Origin of the sequence: Clostridium sp. YIM B02555 (assembly GCF_022320955.1) — a bacterium.
Taxonomy (GTDB): Bacteria; Bacillota; Clostridia; order Clostridiales; family Clostridiaceae; genus Clostridium; species Clostridium saccharoperbutylacetonicum.
This window is the reverse complement of the sequence record NZ_JAKJJY010000012.1, coordinates 99216-116788: the sequence shown is the minus strand read 5'-3', so window position 1 is coordinate 116788 and position 17573 is coordinate 99216. Positions and strand designations below refer to the sequence as shown.

The window sequence follows — 17573 nt, the reverse complement described above, 5'->3', positions numbered from 1 at the left end:
TATGCCACAATACGCACCTATAAAAAGAGTGGCTATGCCACAATACGCACCTATAAAAAGAGTGGCTATGCCACAATACGGATCTTATATAAATAAAGCAGCTATGCTGCATATGAAATCATTTTAAGAAATCATTCATCATTACTTATTCATTAATTAACAAAGTCAATTGCGTGTCTTAGGCGCTTTGTACTGAATGATTCTTTTTTGGAACATATATATTGCAATGGTCAATGAACGATGAAAGTTGATTTACTTTTGAAATCTTTTATTTTGAAACATATATAGGGTATTTTACATTTAGAACAAGAGGAAGGGAATGATGGTTTATGAAGATTTTTGTTATTGGTGGAGGTTTTGCAGGTATTAAAGCAGCAAAGGAATTAGTAAAAGGATTATCAAATGAACATGAAGTTTATTTGATTGATAAAAATGATTATACAACAATGCTGCCTAACTTGCCGGAAATTGTAAGTGGTAGATTAGTAAAGGAAGATATCACAGAGAATATTTTAAATTTAGTTCCTAGAGAGGTTAATTTCTTAAAAGAAGAAGTAACGGATGTTAATTTTGATGAAAGAAAAATAACTACTAAAGGCAATATATACAACTATGATTATTTGATTTTTGGATTAGGTTCAACGACTAATTTATGTGGCTTTAATCAAAACTTAGATAAAGTAAATCTATTGGATTCTTTTGAGGCAGCAAAAAAAGTAAGAGAGAATTTTATAAAACATATGGAAGGAAGAGAAGAAATAAATTTAGTTGTTTCTGGAGCAGGCTTTACAGGGATAGAACTTGCTTGCAACTTATATGATTTAGCTATAAAGAACAATAAAAAAATAAATGTTTCCTTAGTTGATTTAACCAAAAAGGTTTTACCAATGCTTTCAGAAAAATCTGCAAACCATGTAGTCGATAGATTAAATAAAATGAAATTTAAAATATATACAGAAAATCTTGTTGCAACCTTTGATGGTGAAAATATAACCTTAAAAAATGGAGAAGAAATAAAGGATGTTTTCTTTTGCTGGTGCAGTGGTGTAAAGGCACCTTTAAAGGCAGTTGGTGACTATGAAGCATTGCCAGATGGAAGAATTATAGTTAATCAATTTTTAAACATTGATAAATATGAAGAAGTTTTTGCAGCAGGAGATGCAGCAGCTATAAAAGGCGATAATGGAAGTATATTGAGAAGAGCTGTAACTTTTTCTGAAATGTCAGGAAAGCATGCAGGTAAAAATTTAGTAGATGTAATAAATGGTTTAGAAAAGAGAAGATTTAAACCTATTGATTTAGGCTGGATAATTCCAATGTATATAACTAGCGTGGGGGTTGCAATGGGCGTTGAAGTTAGAGGGCGTAAAGGAATATTTATGCATTACTTTATTTGCGGAATGAAAAATTATAGTTTTAAAAATTTCATGAAGGAGTTAGTAGCTGCAATTAAATATCCATTTACACAGTTAAAATAATTTTTTGGCAAGGTTCAATACTCAACATTATCAATAGTCAATAATAAATGAAGATTGCTTTACTTCAGAAACTTTTAAGTTTTGAACAATTCTGTTTGCAACACATATACTATAATTTTTATTGAAATTAAGATGAATTTATATAATAAGCAAAGAAAAGGTTATACAGAAAGCTGTATTGACCTTTTCTCTTTTTACTTTTATATAGAAATTTATATTAATAAGAGACCATTTTAATGGTATAATTATATATATATTCAAAGTGGAAATTATAAATTTACAATGGGCAGTTGTTAATGTAACTTTGCAATTAATTATGATATTATTGTGGATTTATTAAATTGAAGGGATGATATTAATTAAATTTATATATATTAAGTGGAAAATGGTTGGAGGATTTTAATGAAAAATGATTCAGTATATGTTGAAAATGACGAAGCTAATAAAAATTTTATAGATAAATATATAAATAAGTTTAAAAGATTAATTAATTTTAATAAGAAAAGTAAAAAGTTTTCAAAAAAAGAAGCTTTGTCTTTGGAAGAGGCCAAAAAGGAATTTAATGAGATTAAAGCAAGGAAGGAAAAATTAGAAAGCTATGAAGATGAATTACTAAAATACGATGATGAAATAATGGATATGGATTATTGTGTAGTAACAGCTAATGATTTAAATTCAATGATTAATTGTAAACAAGATACTTTAGGTAAAAGATTTATAAAATATGATAGTGTGAACATAGATAGTAAAGCCTTAAAGGTTTTGATGTTTTTTGACAAGGAAAGCATTATTAAACTAGAAGATGTTATAAATAAATTAGATAAAAATGAACTAAATATAGAAAAAACATATAAAGTAAGTAATTTTACAGTTAAAAATCTATGTGAATTAGAGATCAGCTTTGAAGAGGGTAAGTATCAAATTAAAAATATTACTCCTTACAATAAAGAGATATTAGGCACTTTAAATCAAATTACAAATAATTATGAAGAATATCATTTGCAAAATAAAGAAATAAGAGAGAGATTTCTTAAAGCTTTTTCAGATGCAAAATATGAACTGAATATTGGAAGTCCATGGATGAATAATTATGTTGTTAATGATGATTTAATTGCTATGATGGAAGCTTTGTTAAAAAGAGGCGGGATAATAAAAATAATTTATGGTATAGCAGAAAATAGCTCAATAGTTAATACGAAAAAAGATAATTATAAAAATAGAAACAGCGATAAAATTGCAGAAAAATTAATGGAAACATTCAGTGATTACGGTGCTTCCTTTAAGATTAAAAAAGTAAATTCACATAATAAACTTTTAATATGTGATGAAAAATATTATATGGAGACAAGCTTTAATTTGTTATCTTTCTCTGGGGAATATGATGAAAATTCAAAAGATATTAGAGATGAAGGAGCAACTTATAGTAGTAATATTGAAGTTATTAAAGATTTAAGAAATAGATATTTTAATTTTTAGTTAAAGATATCCAAAGCGAGAATTAGACTTATGCGGAACTTATCGAAATTAAACACATATTTATTCCAGCGGACTTATGAAATTTTCGCATTTCTCAATGATGCATGTATATTCCATTTATAAGTTTGATTATTAAATTGGATATCTATAAATAGTTTTAGTTATTTATTTTATGGAAAACAAAAATCCCTTATAGTATTTACTATAGGGGGATTTTTGTGATTTTATCTCTTGTCAATGATATAAATTATTAAATGTTAAATAATTCGTCACCACTTTTGAAATCAAAACCTGGATGATGGTCAAATTTAACTGCACCAACAGAGGCTTTTCCTCTAACTGCTTTACTAACAAGTGCAATCCCTTCATTTCCAAAACCAGCGCAAAGTTCTATTGCCTTAACACCATTAGAAACTAATTCTTTTGCAATTTCAACTGCTTCACTATAATTTTTAACCCCTACAACAGTTAAGTTTACAACTGGGGTGTCAACTACAGTTCTATGTGATTTATAATCGACTTCTGGTGCTACAAATATAAATGCTGCATTAACTTTCATTTTAAAAGTCCCCTTTCAAATTTACATAATATAATGAACATTTATATGATAGCATCTATAATAAAAAAGAAATTGTAAAATATTGCTTAGTTGCGTAATGGGTTATGATAGCTGGTTAATTTGCCTTTTTAATATATTTGAAATAAGTCTTACAATTGTTGAAGAAAGCATTATTCCAAAAGCAATTGCTCCACCAATTGTCAAAGTTAAAATCCCTTTATTTAAAGCGACTGGAAAATTTGATTGAACAATGGAAATAATAGTACTATAAGCAGTGATTCCAGGTACTAGTGGGAAAATTCCAGGAACGTAAAACATAGAAGCAGGCGTTTTTATTATTCTAGCCATAAATTCACTATATAAATTAACTGCGAAGGCACCAAAAAATGATCCTAGAGCTTCGCTTCCTGTTATTGAAAAAATCAAGCTGTATACAATCCAGCCAAGAGCACCAGCTAGTCCACACCATATAATCTTCTTTCTATCAATGTTAAATAATATAACAGGAAATACACTTCCTAAAAAAGATAATAAAGTCATTTTAATTAGCATATCAATTATATTCCTTTCAATCCAATAAATAATGAGGTTCCTATTCCAACTCCTACAGCTATAATCACTATCATTGCTTCAGAAAATTTAGCAATTCCAGCAGAAAAATCACCACAAAGTACATCTTTGATACCATTTGTTAGTACAACACCTGGAAGTAAAATCATTATTGCGCCGGTAATTACATTATGATAGCTTATTGCAGGGATTAGAAAATGGGCAAAAATGCTAGCGCCACCAATTAAAACTCCTGCTAAAAAGAATTCTAAAAATTGAAAAAATCCTAGTTGAGATACCTTTTCGAACAGCATATATGTAATTAAACAAATTATAACAGCTGCAATTCCATCTTGAACAGTTCCATTAAAGAATAGAGTATATATAAAGCCTGTCATACAGGCAGCCATAGTTCTAATTCGCATAGTGAAATTTGGAGCTTTTTCTATTTCATTTAAGTTATTTTTAGCTTCAGTATAAGATAGCTGATTTTTTTGAATATTTCTTGAAAAAGAATTGATAAGTTCAATTCTGTACAAGTCTACATGCTTCTCCTTAACTTTTTTCATGGAAGTAATTTTTTCACCGTTGGAATCTTCAATTAATAGAAAGATTCCGTTAGACATTGCAATACATTCTCCATTAAAGTTGTACGCTTCACATATTATGGATACTGTTTCTTCTATTCTATAATTTTCAGCACCATTAGCTAATAATATTTCCCCGGCAGTAAGGGCAATATCAATTACATTTTTAATTTCCATTGAAATCTCCTTTGTAAAATTTAGTTCATAATATTTTGTTAATATTTAAAATTAGACTTATGCAACAATTACCTAAATCAGATACATTTATCTTCCACAGGACTAGTGAAATTTTCACTGGAAGGTTCTAAATGGCGGCTTGTGGTCATTTCAGCGTGTTCCAAATGTAAAATTTGGACAAGCTGTAAATGAAACAAGCCCCCATTAAGAACCATCATCAGCTCAATTTCACATGCCTGCTTCCAGAAAAATGTATCTGATTTCTAGTGTAGTGTTACGATTATAATTTCTCAATGATGCATGTATATTCCATTTATAAGTTTGAGTCTTAAATTGGATATCTACAATTAAAAACAACAGTCTAATTATAGCATAGATAATTAATTAAGTCTTATTATTAGTCTATCAAGTTAAAATCTTGGTTAAATTTATAGAATTAAGAAGGACATTATGCTAAAATTACAATTGATTATCGAGTATACAATTTTAGAATTAAGATATAAATTAGATCAAGGAGTTTTAGATATATGAACAATAAATTTATAGTACTATCAGATATAAATAAAGAAATTAAGGATAATGCCTTATTCTTTATGTTTTTTAATGGAAATTTACTTGTAAAACAAGATAATGATAATATAGTTATTCCTGTTTTTAATGAAATTGAAAAACTTAAAATTAAGTATGGAGATAAATTCTTTTTTGGAGAATTTAATAATCAAGATTGTTTTGTTGCTGAAACATACGAAGAGTTTATTTTATTAGAGAACTATAAGTTGGTCCCTTTATATGAAATAGGAACTTTAATAGAGGAAGAATTATTTACAGCTATAGGTAGAGCAAATCAAATATTAAATTGGGACAAGACTCATAAATTTTGTGGCAAATGTGGAACAAAGACAGAGAACAAAAATAATGAACTTGCAAAAATTTGTCCAAAATGTAAGCATGTAATGTATCCTGTAATTTGTCCTGCAATAATAGTTGCAGTTACAAGAGGAGAGGAAATACTTCTTGCTCATAATAAAGGATTTAAAAATAATATGTATAGTTTAATTGCAGGCTTTGTTGAAGCAGGTGAAGATTTGACTAATACAGTAAAAAGGGAAGTTCTAGAAGAGGTTGGAATAAAGGTAAAGAATATTAAATTTAATAGGAGTTCACATTGGTCATTTCCTAATTCATTAATGCTTGGATTTTTTGCAGAATATGAGTCTGGTGAGATAAAGGTTGATGGAGAAGAAATAGTTCATGCTGATTGGTTTACGAAAGATAATTTCCCAACTATACCTCAAAAATTTACACTTGCCAGAAAAATAATAGATGAATTTGTTGAAAAAACAAAATAAAATAAAACCATGCATATATTAAGGAAAAAATTTCCCTACTATATGCATGATTTTTTTTACGTTAGAAGATATCAATTTTTAGTCTAACTTCATTATAGACCTTGTTCGTAGCTTTCAATCATTCTTTTTACCATTTCTCCACCAACACTTCCATTTTGTCTTGAAGAAAGGTTTCCTTTATCTGCGCTTTCATAGTTGCTCAATCCTATTTCTGAAGCAACCTCAGTTTTTAATCTGTTTAACCCTGCCTTTGCTTCTGGTACTAAAGTTCTGTTTCTTCCACTATTGTTTGAAGCCATATCTACCTACCTCCTCAATAAAATTATTTTTGCTTTGCAATTTATTATAAATTTGCTTTGCACTATTATATTAACCAGCCTTTATAATAATACTCTATAAAATTATTAGAAAAAGTAGTATTGAAAACCTTTTCGGTTAACTTTTGATCTATTTTCTTTCTACTAGTATTTTAACCTCACTTTAACAAAATATTGTTTTATGTATTTTATATATTATCCTAGTTTTTGATAACATGTTTTTTAGTTTACCCAGTATTATTTGAAAATATAATCACATAATCCAAGTTTGCAAACATTTAACAATATTAGTAAAACTTAAGTATGATATTGACATGAATTCTATAAATTAAAGGCAGTATAATATGATATAACTTGTCTTAGTATCTACATAATATTATAATAATGTTAATGTTAGCCAATATACTTACAGTAAGGAGATTCAATATGAATGAACTTAATTTTTTAGGAAGAGGTTCAGGTTACAATGTTAATGAGGGAAATACCTGCGCTTATATAAAAAATGATGATACTTTGTTATTAATTGATTGTGGTGAAGCTGTATTTGAAAAAATTATAAAAAGAGATTTAATTAATAGAATTAAAAATGTTTATATATTAATCACACATATGCATTCAGACCATGTTGGATCTTTAGGAAGTTTTGTGGGGTATTGTTATTGGAAATCAAATATTACTGCAAATGTTTATTTTCATGAAAAACAAAAAATAGGCGAATTTTTAAAACTTACTGGAGCAGTAGAGGGGCAAAGTTTTTTAGTGCATGGTACTGAGAATCAAAGAATTGATTCATTAGGTATAACTTTTAATTCAAGATTAACTAAGCATTCTAAAACTATTAATACATATTCATATTTATTAAACTTTGATTATGGAAATGATATTTTTTATAGTGGAGACACTTATGAAACTAATATTGATATTATTCCATTTTTAGAAACTGGAAATTTAATATATCATGATACTTGTCTAAATGATAATAAAGATAATGTACATACATCGCTTAGGGTTTTGTGCGACAAAATCCCTTACAAATATAGAAAACAAGTTTATTGTATTCATATAGATGGTGAAAATTTCATAGAAAAAGCTACAGCTGAAGGCTTTAATGTAGCAGAAGTAGTCTAAAGGGAGAATTCATGAATTATAAAGTTGACTTGCATACGCATACTTATATTTCTGATGGAGCTAGTACACCTAAGGAATTAATATGTGATGCAAGAAAAGAAAAGGTAAAAGCAATAGCATTAACTGATCATGACAATATAGCAGGTATATTAGAAACTAAGAAATATGCACAGGCTAATAACATAGATTTTTTGCCTGGAATAGAAATAAGTTCCCTTTATAAAGATGGCAGAATTGTACATATTTTAGGAATTGGAATTGATATTACTAATGAATATTTTTTAACTTCTTTTTACAAAATGAAAAAAGCTAGAGAAAGTGGATTAAAAAATGTATTAGATGGGATTGCTAATAAGGGGATTCATATAACCTTTGAAGAGTTAAGGAAAAATTCATTAAGTGAATATTTGGATAGATATGATGTCTATAGATATTTTATGAAAAATAAAATTTGCAGTTCAGCACAAGAAATTTGGGATAAATATTTGGATCCGATTCCCTACGGGAAAGGTGAACTCATTGACGCTGAAGAATCTATTGATATGATAAAGAAAGCTGGAGGTTTGTCTTTTTTAGCTCATTATAATAAAGCAATAGGATTTGAAGGTTTAAATAATGAAGAAATTGAAAAGCAAATTAAGGACTTAATTGATTTAGGCTTAGACGGCATTGAAAAATATTATCCATCCTTCACTTGTGAGGATTATAAATTTATAGATTATATAGTCGATAAATATAATTTAGTTTGCTCTGGAGGAACAGATTATCATGGAGTACACAGACTTGATATAAAAATTGGTTCAGGAAAAAATAATAATTTATTTATTCCTTACAATATTTATAAAAATATTGTAAAGCATTGTAACAAGCAAGATAAAAGAACTTAGCTATATTTTAATAAAAGATTAATAATTTTGACAAAGAACTGACACAAACTTCTATTAATATAAATATTAGAAAGGGAGTGTAGTATCATGGTAAAAGAAAATGACAAATTAGAAATAAGGAATAAAGTTACAAAGAAAGATAGGAAAATATTAATAAAAGCATTAGCTGGAATAAAAGGATGGAATTTTAATCCTATTGCAGTAATTACCAATGATATGGAAGACTATTATTTTATTTGCAGAGTAAAAACGATTGTAGAGAACTTACAAATGCAAATGGCCAGAATTTACATTAAAGTCACAGAAGGAAGCAAACCAAGATTATTAGCTATTGAAGAAATCGTATAAATAAGTTTAATTATATACAATAAATGTAGTTTTAATTATATACAATACTTGACAGAAAAGAAACTATGGAGTAATATTTAGAAAAAAATATTATTACTGTGAAGAGGAATAGTAAGTATATTTAATTTCTTTTAGAAAGGGAATGGGTGATGAAAATTCCTAGAAATTGTGTGCTGAACCAGCCTTGGAGTTCTGTACCGAAATGATAGTAGGCTACAGCAGGTATTCCTGTTATAGATAAGAGAGATTATAAAATTATTGCGTGTAATTTTATAATAACTAGGGTGGTAACGCCAGAAATGGTCCCTTTATGGGCTTTTTCTGGCGTTTTTTGTTTTCAAACTTTAAATTTTTCAATGATGAAAGGAAGAAAATCATGGGTAAGAATAATAATAAAAAATTTGTAGAAGCAATTACAGCTATAGACGAAGATTTTGCACAATGGTATACAGACATTGTAAAGAAAGCAGAGCTAATTGATTATTCAACGGTTAAAGGTTGTATGATTATAAGACCTTATGGATATGCAATATGGGAGAATATTCAAAAGTATTTAGATGCTAAGATTAAAGAAACAGGACATGAAAATGTATATATGCCAATGTTTATACCAGAATCTTTATTACAAAGAGAAAAGGACCATGTAGAAGGTTTTTCACCAGAAGTTGCTTATGTAACTAGAGCTGGCGGAGAAGACCTTGCTGAAAGATTAATAGTAAGACCAACTTCTGAAACTTTATTTTGTGAACATTATGCAAAAATAATTCAAAGTCATAATGATTTACCTAAAAAATATAATCAATGGTGCTCTGTTGTTAGATGGGAAAAAACAACTAGACCATTTTTAAGAACCTCAGAATTTTTATGGCAAGAAGGCCATACTGCGCATTCAACAGCAGAAGAAGCTGAAAAAGAAACAATAGATATGCTAAATGTATATGCAACTATGTTGGAAGAATATTTAGCAATTCCAGTTTTAAAAGGACAAAAGACAGAAAAAGAAAAATTTGCAGGAGCAAAGGCAACATATACAGTTGAAAGTTTAATGCATGATGGAAAGGCACTTCAAAGTGGGACATCACATAATTTTGGTGATGGGTTTGCAAGAGCCTTTAATATAAAATATTCAAATAAAAATTCAGAATTACAATATGTACATCAAACTTCATGGGGGGTTACTACTAGATTGATAGGTGCTATTATAATGGTTCATGGAGATGATAGTGGATTAGTTTTACCACCAAAGGTTGCACCAGTTCAAGCTGTTATTATTCCAATTGCTCAACATAAAGAAGGCGTTCTTGAAAAGGCAAATGAATTAAAAGATATGATTTCAAGTGAAGTTAGAGTAAAGCTAGATAACTCTGATAAGATGCCAGGTTGGAAGTTTAATGAATATGAAATGAAAGGAATTCCAGTTAGAATTGAAATTGGACCAAAGGATATTGAAAATAATGTAGCAGTTTTAGTTAGAAGGGATACTAGAGAAAAAGAAGTAGTAAGTTTAGACAATTTAAAGGATAGAGTATTAGTTTTATTAGATGAAATTCAAAATAGTTTATATGAAAAAGCATTAAAAAATAGAGAAGAAAGAACTTTTGTTGCAAAAACAATGGAGGAACTAAAAGAAATTGCTGATAATAAATCAGGCTTCACTAAAGCTATGTGGTGTGGTGATCTAGAATGTGAAGAAAAGATTAAAGAAGTAGCTGGTTTAACTTCTAGATGTATTCCTTTTGAGCAAGAAAATATAGATACTCAATGTGTGTGCTGCGGTAAGAAGGCTGAAAAAATGGTTTACTGGGGAAAGGCATACTAAAAGAAAAGTACTACTAAATAGTATTATTAAATAGAGGTTGGAATTAAAAAATCCAGCCTTTTTTAACGTTTAGATTAGTATAAAAAACTTTGAACTTTATAATTTAGGATATAAGGGTTGAAAAATCAATCGTTCATTTTTTAATATTATTTATTAATTATTCATTAATTGATGGGTACTTATGATAACAATTGCGCAGTTTTTAGGATTAATTTTACTATTTTATATAATTATAATATAATAATAAAGACAATTAGGATATTATCAAAAGAATCAAATTTAAATGGTATTATTTAGTGTTATATAAAGTTTTGATAATATTACAAACATTTTTAGGAGGACTATTATATGAAAGAAAAACTAGGTTTTCACCAAAATCTATTGATTGGTTCATTACTATTTGGACTATTTTTTGGTGCAGGAAACTTAATCTTTCCAGTACAAATGGGACAACAAGCTGGAAGCAATGCTTTTATGGCTACAATCGGATTTTTAATTACAGGGGTAGGATTACCAATGTTAGGTATTATTGCATCAGCTCTTTCAAGAAGTGAAAGTTTATTTGATATGGCAAAGCCAATTAGTTCAAAGTATTCAAAAATCTTCACTTGCTTATTGTACTTAACTATTGGACCATTATTTGCAATACCACGTACAGCTACGGTTGCATTTGAAGTTGGGATTCATCCATTTATAGCTGATGAATATTTAAAGCTAGGACTATTTATTTTCTCATTAATATTTTTTATTATTACTATTTATTTTTCATTGAAACCAGGACAAATTTTAGATTGGGTAGGAAAATATCTAACACCTATTTTTTTGGTATTATTATCTATTTTATTAATTGCTACATTTGTGAGCCCAATGGGGCAAGCTAGTCAATATCCAGCTCAAGGAAATTATGCAACTCAACCTTTATTTACAGGTTTGTTGGATGGATATAATACTATGGATGCTTTAGCTTCTGTAGCTTTTGCTATAATAATTATTTCTAATATACAAAAACTTGGAATTAAAGAGCCGCGTTTAATTGCTATCGAAACTTGTAAGTCTGGTTTTGTTAGTGTAGTTGGTATGACAGTTATATATGCATCATTAGCATATATGGGAGCAACTAGTTTAGGAAGCGTTAGCAGTGCAGAAAATGGAGGGATTATTTTATCGTTAGTAAGTAATCACTATCTTGGTATTGTTGGGAAGGTGCTATTAGCGGCTATCGTTGGCGTTGCATGTGTAAAAACAGCGATTGGATTAATTACTGCATGTTCAGAAATGTTTAGTGAGATGTTTCCAAAATCAATTTCGTATAAGAAATACGCTATTATATTTACAGTATTTTCTTTTGTAATTGCTAATTTTGGGTTAAGTAATTTAATACAGTTATCTATACCTGTACTTATGTTTTTATATCCACTTGTAATAACATTAATTTTATTATCTTTATTGGCGCCTATTATTAAGAAGCAAGGTATGATTTATAAGTGGACAACTGGATTAACAATAATAGCAGCACTCTTTGATTTTTGTAAAGCACTACCACAAGCTTTTCAAGAAAATGCGCTAATTTCGCAAATTATAAATTTTGCACATTTATATTTACCAGGCTTTGATTATGGCTTTGGATGGATAATACCAGCACTTGTTGGGTTTATTATTGGAGTTATTTTTAGTGGAATTTATGCTAAAAGAGTTTAGGATTTTAATTGTCAATTATCAATGATCAATTGAGGGGGAAGCTCACAGAGAAAGTTCATGTTTCCAAATATAAAATTTGGACATTCACTTTTTGGACACTTACTTTTTGGACATTCACTTTTCCATTTGGGATTTCTCGAACTGATATGTATAATCTTAATTGGAACTTATATATAGATATACAAATTAATACTTAAACTTACAAATGTAATATACATGCATCATTGAGAAATTATAATCGTAACACTATACTAGAAATCAGATACATTTTTCTGGAAGCAGGCATGTGAAATTGAGCTGATGATGGTTATTAAGCAGAGAACCCAAATCTATGATTTGGTGTGAATCGCTTACTCAGCGAACGAACGTGAGTCGAGTTTCCTCTAAGGTTGTTTCATTTTCTGCTTGTCATAAATTTACTTTAGGAACATGCAGAAATGGGTGCAACCTTCCACTTAGAACCTTCCAGCGAAAATTTCACTAGGCCTGTGGAAGATAAATGGATTTGATTTCGGTAATTGTTGCATAAGTCTAATTCTCGCATTGGATATCTATATTGGAATTTTATTTAAAGGAGAAGTTAGTAAATGATTAAGCCAGAACTTTTAGCACCAGCAGGAAATTTAGAGAAACTTAAAACAGCAATAAATTTCGGTGCAGACGCAGTTTATCTTGGAGGAAGCAAATTAAACTTAAGAGCATCTGCGGATAATTTCACAATTGAAGAATTAAAAGAGGGACTTGAATATGCTCATTTAAGAGGTAAAAAAGTACATGTTACTTTAAATGTAATACCACATAATGATGATTTAAATGGTATTGAAGATTATATTACGGAATTATATGAGGTTGGAGTTGATGCAGTACTAATTGCGGATCCTGGAATTATGAGTATAGTTCGTGAAGTTGCACCAAAGCTTGAGATTCATTTAAGTACACAAGCTAGTAATTTAAATTATAAGTCAGCAGAATTTTGGCATAAAATTGGAATTAAAAGAATTGTTGCTGCAAGAGAAATGAGTCTTAATGAATTAATAACTTTAAGAAAAGAGTTACCAGAAAGTTGTGATATAGAAGCTTTTGTTCATGGAGCTATGTGTATGGGCTATTCTGGAAAGTGCTTATTATCTAACTATATAACTGGAAGAGATTCAAATAGGGGAACTTGTACACAACCTTGCAGATTCAAATATCATTTGTATGAAGAAAAAGAACCAAGTAATTATGAAAAAATTGATGAAGATGGAAATGGAATGTATTTTATGAATTCAAAGGATCTATGCATGATAGAACATATTCCAGAACTTATCGAAGCAGGCATAAACTCTTTTAAAATAGAAGGAAGAATTAAAAGTTCATATTATGTTGCCTCGGTTGTAAAAGCTTATAGGCAGGCAATTGATAAATATTTTGAAGATCCTAAAAATTATAAGTATGATCCTAAATGGCTGAAAGAACTAGAAAAACCTAGCCATAGACCATATACAACAGGTTTTTATTTTGATGAAGAAATAAGACAAAATTATGAAACTTCAGCATATATACATAATTATGATATGATTGGTGTTGTTAGGGATTATAATAAAGAAACTCATATTGCAACAATTCAGCAGAGAAATAAAGTTTTTAATGGTGATTTTGTTGAAGTTTTAGCTATAAAAGGTGATAACAAAATTATAAAACTAGAAGATATGAGAAAAGAAAACGGAGTAGAAATAGAAACAGCTAATCGTCCACAAATGATTTTTACAGTGAAATGTTCTGAAGAATTACAAGTAAATGATATTCTTGTTAAAAGCAAGAACTAAATTAGTGCCTCCTAAAAAATTATTTTTGGGAGGCTTTTTTTTCAATTGTCAATTTTTAATGATCAGGAGGGAATTACAGATTACAGTTAACAGTTTAAAATTTACAGTTGATAGATGATCTGGAGGGAGTTACAAATTACAGTTCACAGTTAACAGTTTGCAATTGATAGATAATCAATGATAAGGAGTGCTTTATAATGGTCAATTATCAATGATCAGTAGTAATTGATAATTTCTCATTGATCAGTGCTTACTGATGACCATATAGTCTCCACAGCTTAGTTGAACTACTTCAGCTTTAAGTGCTTTTGCAATTTCTTCAGTTAATTGCTTTTGCTCATTAACATCACTTGCAACTAAGATTAATGGGTTTCCATTTTGTGGCCTATCCCTAGTTAAGGTAATATATGCTAATATTTCATAACCTGTATTATATAAATCTGCACCCATAATATCAACCTTTCATTTGATTAGAATTTGATTTCATTATTTTATAGTTCTTCTTTATGCTTTCTAAAAGGGGAACTTTTTTTATAGTTTCAATAAAGGCACCTTCGTCATAAATAATTGGCACTAGCACAATTGCGATTCTTCCAGTTTCGTAATCACATTTCGTATAATGATATCTTTTAAGGCCTAAAATTCTGCATGCTTCAAATATTATTGCCTGCCTTTGACCATTGTGATTCAGTATTCTGCTATAATACCTTTCTTTAGGATGAATTACTGCAGCTATACCGCTGCTTTGAACTAGATTTCTAGCTAAGTCTATTCCTAAATGATTGGTAACAAAAATATCATCTACATATAATTCTGAATTTTTTACAGTTATTTTAGCAAGTTTTATATCAGCTATATCACTAACTGATTTCCCTTTTGTAAATGCTTTAAGGACATAAAGTAATATAGCAGCAAAAATAATTCCTAATAATATAGTAATGAAAATATTATTTAAAGGTATTATATGCATGATCAAACTGGTTCCAAAAGATACGAGCAATGAAAAATAATTTCGGGCTTCAAAAGTTTTTGCGATGCCATCAATATAGGCTTCACCTCTAAAAACATGCTCTACATTATCAATATCCTGTAGACTTTCTTTTTCAATTCTTCTCACTTCGCGAAATTGTTCCGTAGCTAGAAGAAGAAAGGTAACAGCCTCAAAGTTTTTTTCAAGTAATGCAGGAATTGCAATAGCACCTATTCCAGAAGAAATAAATCCAGTAACTAAGTGAATCAGATATCCATTTGGATAACTTGGATATTGTCTGTAGTCAACAATAAGCGTAAGGTATCTTGCAAGAGTTCCACAGAGTATAGGTATTAAAATCAAAATTAGATAGTATTGTGAAAGTAGTTCCTTTTCCATAAAATCCTCCCCATAGTAAATAACAACATTAACTATAATAGTTTTTTGTTATAACGGTAAAAATTATACATTATTTTGAATTATAATCTTTGATCAAAATGGTTAAAAAAATATCATATTATGATAACAAATTTGGAGTGGATTTCATAAAATGAAATAATATTTAGAGTGTAAGAAAGTTGAGCTTTGAACTGAATTGTAAGGCATGAAGATTAAATTGTAGGAAAATATTAGGCATAAAATAATATTTCGCTAATAAACTTATTATAAGATTTGAGAATCATAAGTGATATATTTGATAAAAAATAGACAAAGTTTTGAAACAGCTTTAACAAAATTAAGAAAAGATAACTTAGCTTGAACATTTTAAATTATAGGAGATGCATGTTGAAATGAAAGTAATTAGTTCTAAAGAAGCAGTACGTTTATTGTGTGACAATGATGTTATAGCAATCTCTGGTTTTGCAGCATTAGGTGTCCCAGAAACCTTGTTAAAAGGTTTGGAAGAAAGATATTTTGAAGAAAAACATCCAAGAAATTTAACGTTAATGTTTGCTGCTGGACAAGGCGATGGAGAAAGTAAAGGTTTAAATCACTTGGCACATGAAGGATTATTAGAAAAAGTTATAGGAGGGCATTTTAATTTAGCACCAAAGATTGGAGATATGATTAGAAATAATAAAATATTTGCATATAATTTGCCACAAGGAGTAATGTGCAATTTATTTAGAGATATGGCAAGTAAAAAGACTGCAACTGTAAGTAAAATTGGATTGAATACTTTTGTTGATCCAAGGGTAGAAGGTGGGAAAATGAATTCAATTACAAAAGAAGATATAGTTCAAATTATTAATATCCTTGGAGAAGAAAATTTACTATTTAAAGTACCAAACATTAATGTGGCATTTATAAGAGGAACATATGCTGATGAAAAGGGAAATATCTCTATGAATCATGAAGCAACTTTTTCAGAGGCAACATGTATAGCACAAGCTGTTAAAAATTGTGGAGGAACAGTAATAGTACAAGTTGAAAAGATTGTTAAGGAAGGTTCATTAGATCCTAGAAGTGTTAAAATACCTAGAATTTATGTTGATTATGTAGTGGAAGCAAATTGTGAGGAGGAGCAAGCCCAAGTATTAGGAAATGCATATGATCCAGCCTTATCAGGTGAGGTTAAGATCGTGGCCGATAAGTTGAAGTCATTAAAATTGGATGAAAGAAAGATTATTGGAAGAAGAGCAGCAATGGAACTTGTTAAAAATAGTATTGTAAATATTGGTATTGGAGTACCTGAAGCAATTTCTAGTGTTGCAAACGAAGAGGGGATAGGAGAGAATTTCATATTAACTGTTGAGCCAGGTCCGATAGGTGGAATACCTCAAGGAGGGAAAAAATTTGGAGCAGCGGTAAATCCTGAATGTATTTTTGACCAGCCAACTCAATTTGATTTTTACGATGGAGGAGGTTTAGACATAGCATTTTTAGGACTTGCTCAAGTGGATAAACACGGGAATATAAATGTCAGCAAGTTTGGAACAAGGGTTGCTGGTTGCGGTGGATTTATTAATATAACTCAAAACGCTAGAAAGGTAGTCTTTTGTGGAACATTAACTGCTAAGGGGTTAGTTGTTAATGTTGTAAATGGAATACTAGAAATTTTAAAAGAGGGTAAAGAAAAAAAATTTGTAAATTCTGTTGAGCAAATTACTTTTAGTGGACAATATTCATTGAGGACTAATCAACCAGTTATGTATATAACTGAAAGAGCTGTATTTGAATTAAAAGAAGATGGATTGCATCTAGTAGAAATAGCACCAGGAATTGATATTAAAAAAGATGTATTAGATTTAATGGACTTTAATCCAATAATAGATGAGAATCTTAAGCTTATGGACAAGAGAATATTTTATGATGAATTAATGGGAATAAAGGAATAGAAGATATACACCTATAAAAAGAGTGGCTATGCCACAATTCGGATCATTTTTACTATAAAAAGAGTGGCTATGCCACAATTCGGA

At 29.2% G+C, this 17573-nt stretch carries 17 protein-coding genes and 1 other annotated feature; of the genes, 11 read left to right on the top strand and 6 right to left on the bottom strand.

What is annotated here, in order from left to right; genetic code table 11:
* Nucleotide 1: 1 nt before the first annotated feature.
* The 3 genes from L3B98_RS28965 to L3B98_RS17020 all read left to right on the top strand — a co-directional run bounded on the left by L3B98_RS28965 (nucleotide 2) and on the right by L3B98_RS17020 (nucleotide 2954).
* Nucleotides 2–127: a hypothetical protein gene (locus tag L3B98_RS28965; RefSeq protein WP_275298440.1), complete on the top strand. Its 126-nt coding sequence runs from the start codon at nucleotides 2–4 to the stop codon at nucleotides 125–127.
* Between the two features lie 202 nt (nucleotides 128–329).
* Entirely contained in the window at nucleotides 330–1478 is a 1149-nt protein-coding gene (locus L3B98_RS17025; protein ID WP_238917630.1) for an FAD-dependent oxidoreductase, read from the top strand.
* 402 nt (nucleotides 1479–1880) lie between these two features.
* Complete coding sequence (locus L3B98_RS17020) at nucleotides 1881–2954, top strand: phospholipase D-like domain-containing protein (protein WP_238917629.1); 1074 nt, start codon at nucleotides 1881–1883, stop codon at nucleotides 2952–2954.
* Nucleotides 2955–3204: 250 nt separating this feature from the next.
* On the opposite strand, the gene L3B98_RS17015 is transcribed toward L3B98_RS17020, so the two are convergent.
* From L3B98_RS17015 to L3B98_RS17005, 3 genes are all read right to left on the bottom strand, one after another.
* A complete protein-coding gene (locus tag L3B98_RS17015) occupies nucleotides 3205–3513 on the bottom strand; it encodes a DUF6506 family protein (RefSeq protein ID WP_238917628.1) in 309 nt (102 codons plus the stop codon).
* Between the two features lie 102 nt (nucleotides 3514–3615).
* On the bottom strand, nucleotides 3616–4065 hold the full coding sequence (locus L3B98_RS17010; RefSeq protein ID WP_238917627.1) for a threonine/serine exporter family protein: 450 nt from the start codon (nucleotides 4063–4065) through the stop codon (nucleotides 3616–3618).
* Nucleotides 4066–4070: 5 nt separating this feature from the next.
* On the bottom strand, nucleotides 4071–4826 hold the full coding sequence (locus tag L3B98_RS17005) for a threonine/serine exporter family protein (protein WP_077364472.1): 756 nt from the start codon (nucleotides 4824–4826) through the stop codon (nucleotides 4071–4073).
* 527 nt (nucleotides 4827–5353) lie between these two features.
* Here L3B98_RS17005 and nudC point away from each other — a divergent pair.
* Nucleotides 5354–6175, top strand: coding sequence for an NAD(+) diphosphatase (nudC, locus tag L3B98_RS17000; protein ID WP_238917626.1), 822 nt, complete (start codon nucleotides 5354–5356; stop codon nucleotides 6173–6175).
* A 92-nt stretch (nucleotides 6176–6267) separates the two neighbouring features.
* Here the strand turns inward: nudC and L3B98_RS16995 are convergent, their stop codons facing one another.
* Nucleotides 6268–6474, bottom strand: a complete 207-nt coding sequence (locus L3B98_RS16995; protein WP_015393910.1) for an alpha/beta-type small acid-soluble spore protein — start codon at nucleotides 6472–6474, stop codon at nucleotides 6268–6270.
* A 444-nt stretch (nucleotides 6475–6918) separates the two neighbouring features.
* Here L3B98_RS16995 and L3B98_RS16990 point away from each other — a divergent pair, with 444 nt between their 5' ends.
* From L3B98_RS16990 to L3B98_RS16965, 6 genes are all read left to right on the top strand, one after another.
* Entirely contained in the window at nucleotides 6919–7620 is a 702-nt protein-coding gene (locus tag L3B98_RS16990; RefSeq protein WP_015393909.1) for an MBL fold metallo-hydrolase, read from the top strand.
* Nucleotides 7621–7631: 11 nt separating this feature from the next.
* On the top strand, nucleotides 7632–8507 hold the full coding sequence (locus L3B98_RS16985) for a PHP domain-containing protein (protein WP_238917625.1): 876 nt from the start codon (nucleotides 7632–7634) through the stop codon (nucleotides 8505–8507).
* 87 nt (nucleotides 8508–8594) lie between these two features.
* Complete coding sequence (locus L3B98_RS16980) at nucleotides 8595–8855, top strand: hypothetical protein (RefSeq protein ID WP_015393907.1); 261 nt, start codon at nucleotides 8595–8597, stop codon at nucleotides 8853–8855.
* A gap of 89 nt (nucleotides 8856–8944) precedes the next feature.
* Nucleotides 8945–9166, top strand: a binding site (T-box leader).
* A gap of 65 nt (nucleotides 9167–9231) precedes the next feature.
* Entirely contained in the window at nucleotides 9232–10674 is a 1443-nt protein-coding gene (proS, locus tag L3B98_RS16975; protein WP_238917624.1) for a proline--tRNA ligase, read from the top strand.
* 348 nt (nucleotides 10675–11022) lie between these two features.
* Nucleotides 11023–12372, top strand: a complete 1350-nt coding sequence (brnQ, locus tag L3B98_RS16970; RefSeq protein WP_015393905.1) for a branched-chain amino acid transport system II carrier protein — start codon at nucleotides 11023–11025, stop codon at nucleotides 12370–12372.
* 587 nt (nucleotides 12373–12959) lie between these two features.
* On the top strand, nucleotides 12960–14180 hold the full coding sequence (locus L3B98_RS16965) for a U32 family peptidase (protein WP_238917623.1): 1221 nt from the start codon (nucleotides 12960–12962) through the stop codon (nucleotides 14178–14180).
* Between the two features lie 243 nt (nucleotides 14181–14423).
* On the opposite strand, the gene L3B98_RS16960 is transcribed toward L3B98_RS16965, so the two are convergent.
* Together L3B98_RS16960 and L3B98_RS16955 are read right to left on the bottom strand one after the other, a co-directional pair.
* The gene (locus L3B98_RS16960) at nucleotides 14424–14630 is read right to left on the bottom strand and encodes a hypothetical protein (RefSeq protein ID WP_238917622.1); all 207 of its coding nucleotides are present in this window, start codon (nucleotides 14628–14630) and stop codon (nucleotides 14424–14426) included.
* 4 nt (nucleotides 14631–14634) lie between these two features.
* Complete coding sequence (locus L3B98_RS16955; RefSeq protein ID WP_015393902.1) at nucleotides 14635–15549, bottom strand: YIEGIA family protein; 915 nt, start codon at nucleotides 15547–15549, stop codon at nucleotides 14635–14637.
* A gap of 392 nt (nucleotides 15550–15941) precedes the next feature.
* On the opposite strand from L3B98_RS16955, the gene L3B98_RS16950 reads away from it, so the two are divergent.
* Entirely contained in the window at nucleotides 15942–17489 is a 1548-nt protein-coding gene (locus tag L3B98_RS16950; RefSeq protein WP_238917621.1) for a malonate decarboxylase subunit alpha, read from the top strand.
* The last annotated feature ends 84 nt before the right edge of the window (nucleotides 17490–17573 follow it).

Excerpts from the sequence above, each read along its gene's own strand:
- L3B98_RS28965 (WP_275298440.1), top strand. The coding sequence starts at position 2 with ATGCCACAATACGCACCTATAAAAAGAGTGGCTATGCCACAATACGCA.
- L3B98_RS17025 (WP_238917630.1), top strand. The coding sequence starts at position 330 with ATGAAGATTTTTGTTATTGGTGGAGGTTTTGCAGGTATTAAAGCAGCA.
- L3B98_RS17020 (WP_238917629.1), top strand. The coding sequence starts at position 1,881 with ATGAAAAATGATTCAGTATATGTTGAAAATGACGAAGCTAATAAAAAT.
- L3B98_RS17015 (WP_238917628.1), bottom strand. The coding sequence starts at position 3,513 with ATGAAAGTTAATGCAGCATTTATATTTGTAGCACCAGAAGTCGATTAT.
- L3B98_RS17010 (WP_238917627.1), bottom strand. The coding sequence starts at position 4,065 with ATGCTAATTAAAATGACTTTATTATCTTTTTTAGGAAGTGTATTTCCT.
- L3B98_RS17005 (WP_077364472.1), bottom strand. The coding sequence starts at position 4,826 with ATGGAAATTAAAAATGTAATTGATATTGCCCTTACTGCCGGGGAAATA.
- nudC (WP_238917626.1), top strand. The coding sequence starts at position 5,354 with ATGAACAATAAATTTATAGTACTATCAGATATAAATAAAGAAATTAAG.
- L3B98_RS16995 (WP_015393910.1), bottom strand. The coding sequence starts at position 6,474 with ATGGCTTCAAACAATAGTGGAAGAAACAGAACTTTAGTACCAGAAGCA.
- L3B98_RS16990 (WP_015393909.1), top strand. The coding sequence starts at position 6,919 with ATGAATGAACTTAATTTTTTAGGAAGAGGTTCAGGTTACAATGTTAAT.
- L3B98_RS16985 (WP_238917625.1), top strand. The coding sequence starts at position 7,632 with ATGAATTATAAAGTTGACTTGCATACGCATACTTATATTTCTGATGGA.
- L3B98_RS16980 (WP_015393907.1), top strand. The coding sequence starts at position 8,595 with ATGGTAAAAGAAAATGACAAATTAGAAATAAGGAATAAAGTTACAAAG.
- proS (WP_238917624.1), top strand. The coding sequence starts at position 9,232 with ATGGGTAAGAATAATAATAAAAAATTTGTAGAAGCAATTACAGCTATA.
- brnQ (WP_015393905.1), top strand. The coding sequence starts at position 11,023 with ATGAAAGAAAAACTAGGTTTTCACCAAAATCTATTGATTGGTTCATTA.
- L3B98_RS16965 (WP_238917623.1), top strand. The coding sequence starts at position 12,960 with ATGATTAAGCCAGAACTTTTAGCACCAGCAGGAAATTTAGAGAAACTT.
- L3B98_RS16960 (WP_238917622.1), bottom strand. The coding sequence starts at position 14,630 with ATGGGTGCAGATTTATATAATACAGGTTATGAAATATTAGCATATATT.
- L3B98_RS16955 (WP_015393902.1), bottom strand. The coding sequence starts at position 15,549 with ATGGAAAAGGAACTACTTTCACAATACTATCTAATTTTGATTTTAATA.
- L3B98_RS16950 (WP_238917621.1), top strand. The coding sequence starts at position 15,942 with ATGAAAGTAATTAGTTCTAAAGAAGCAGTACGTTTATTGTGTGACAAT.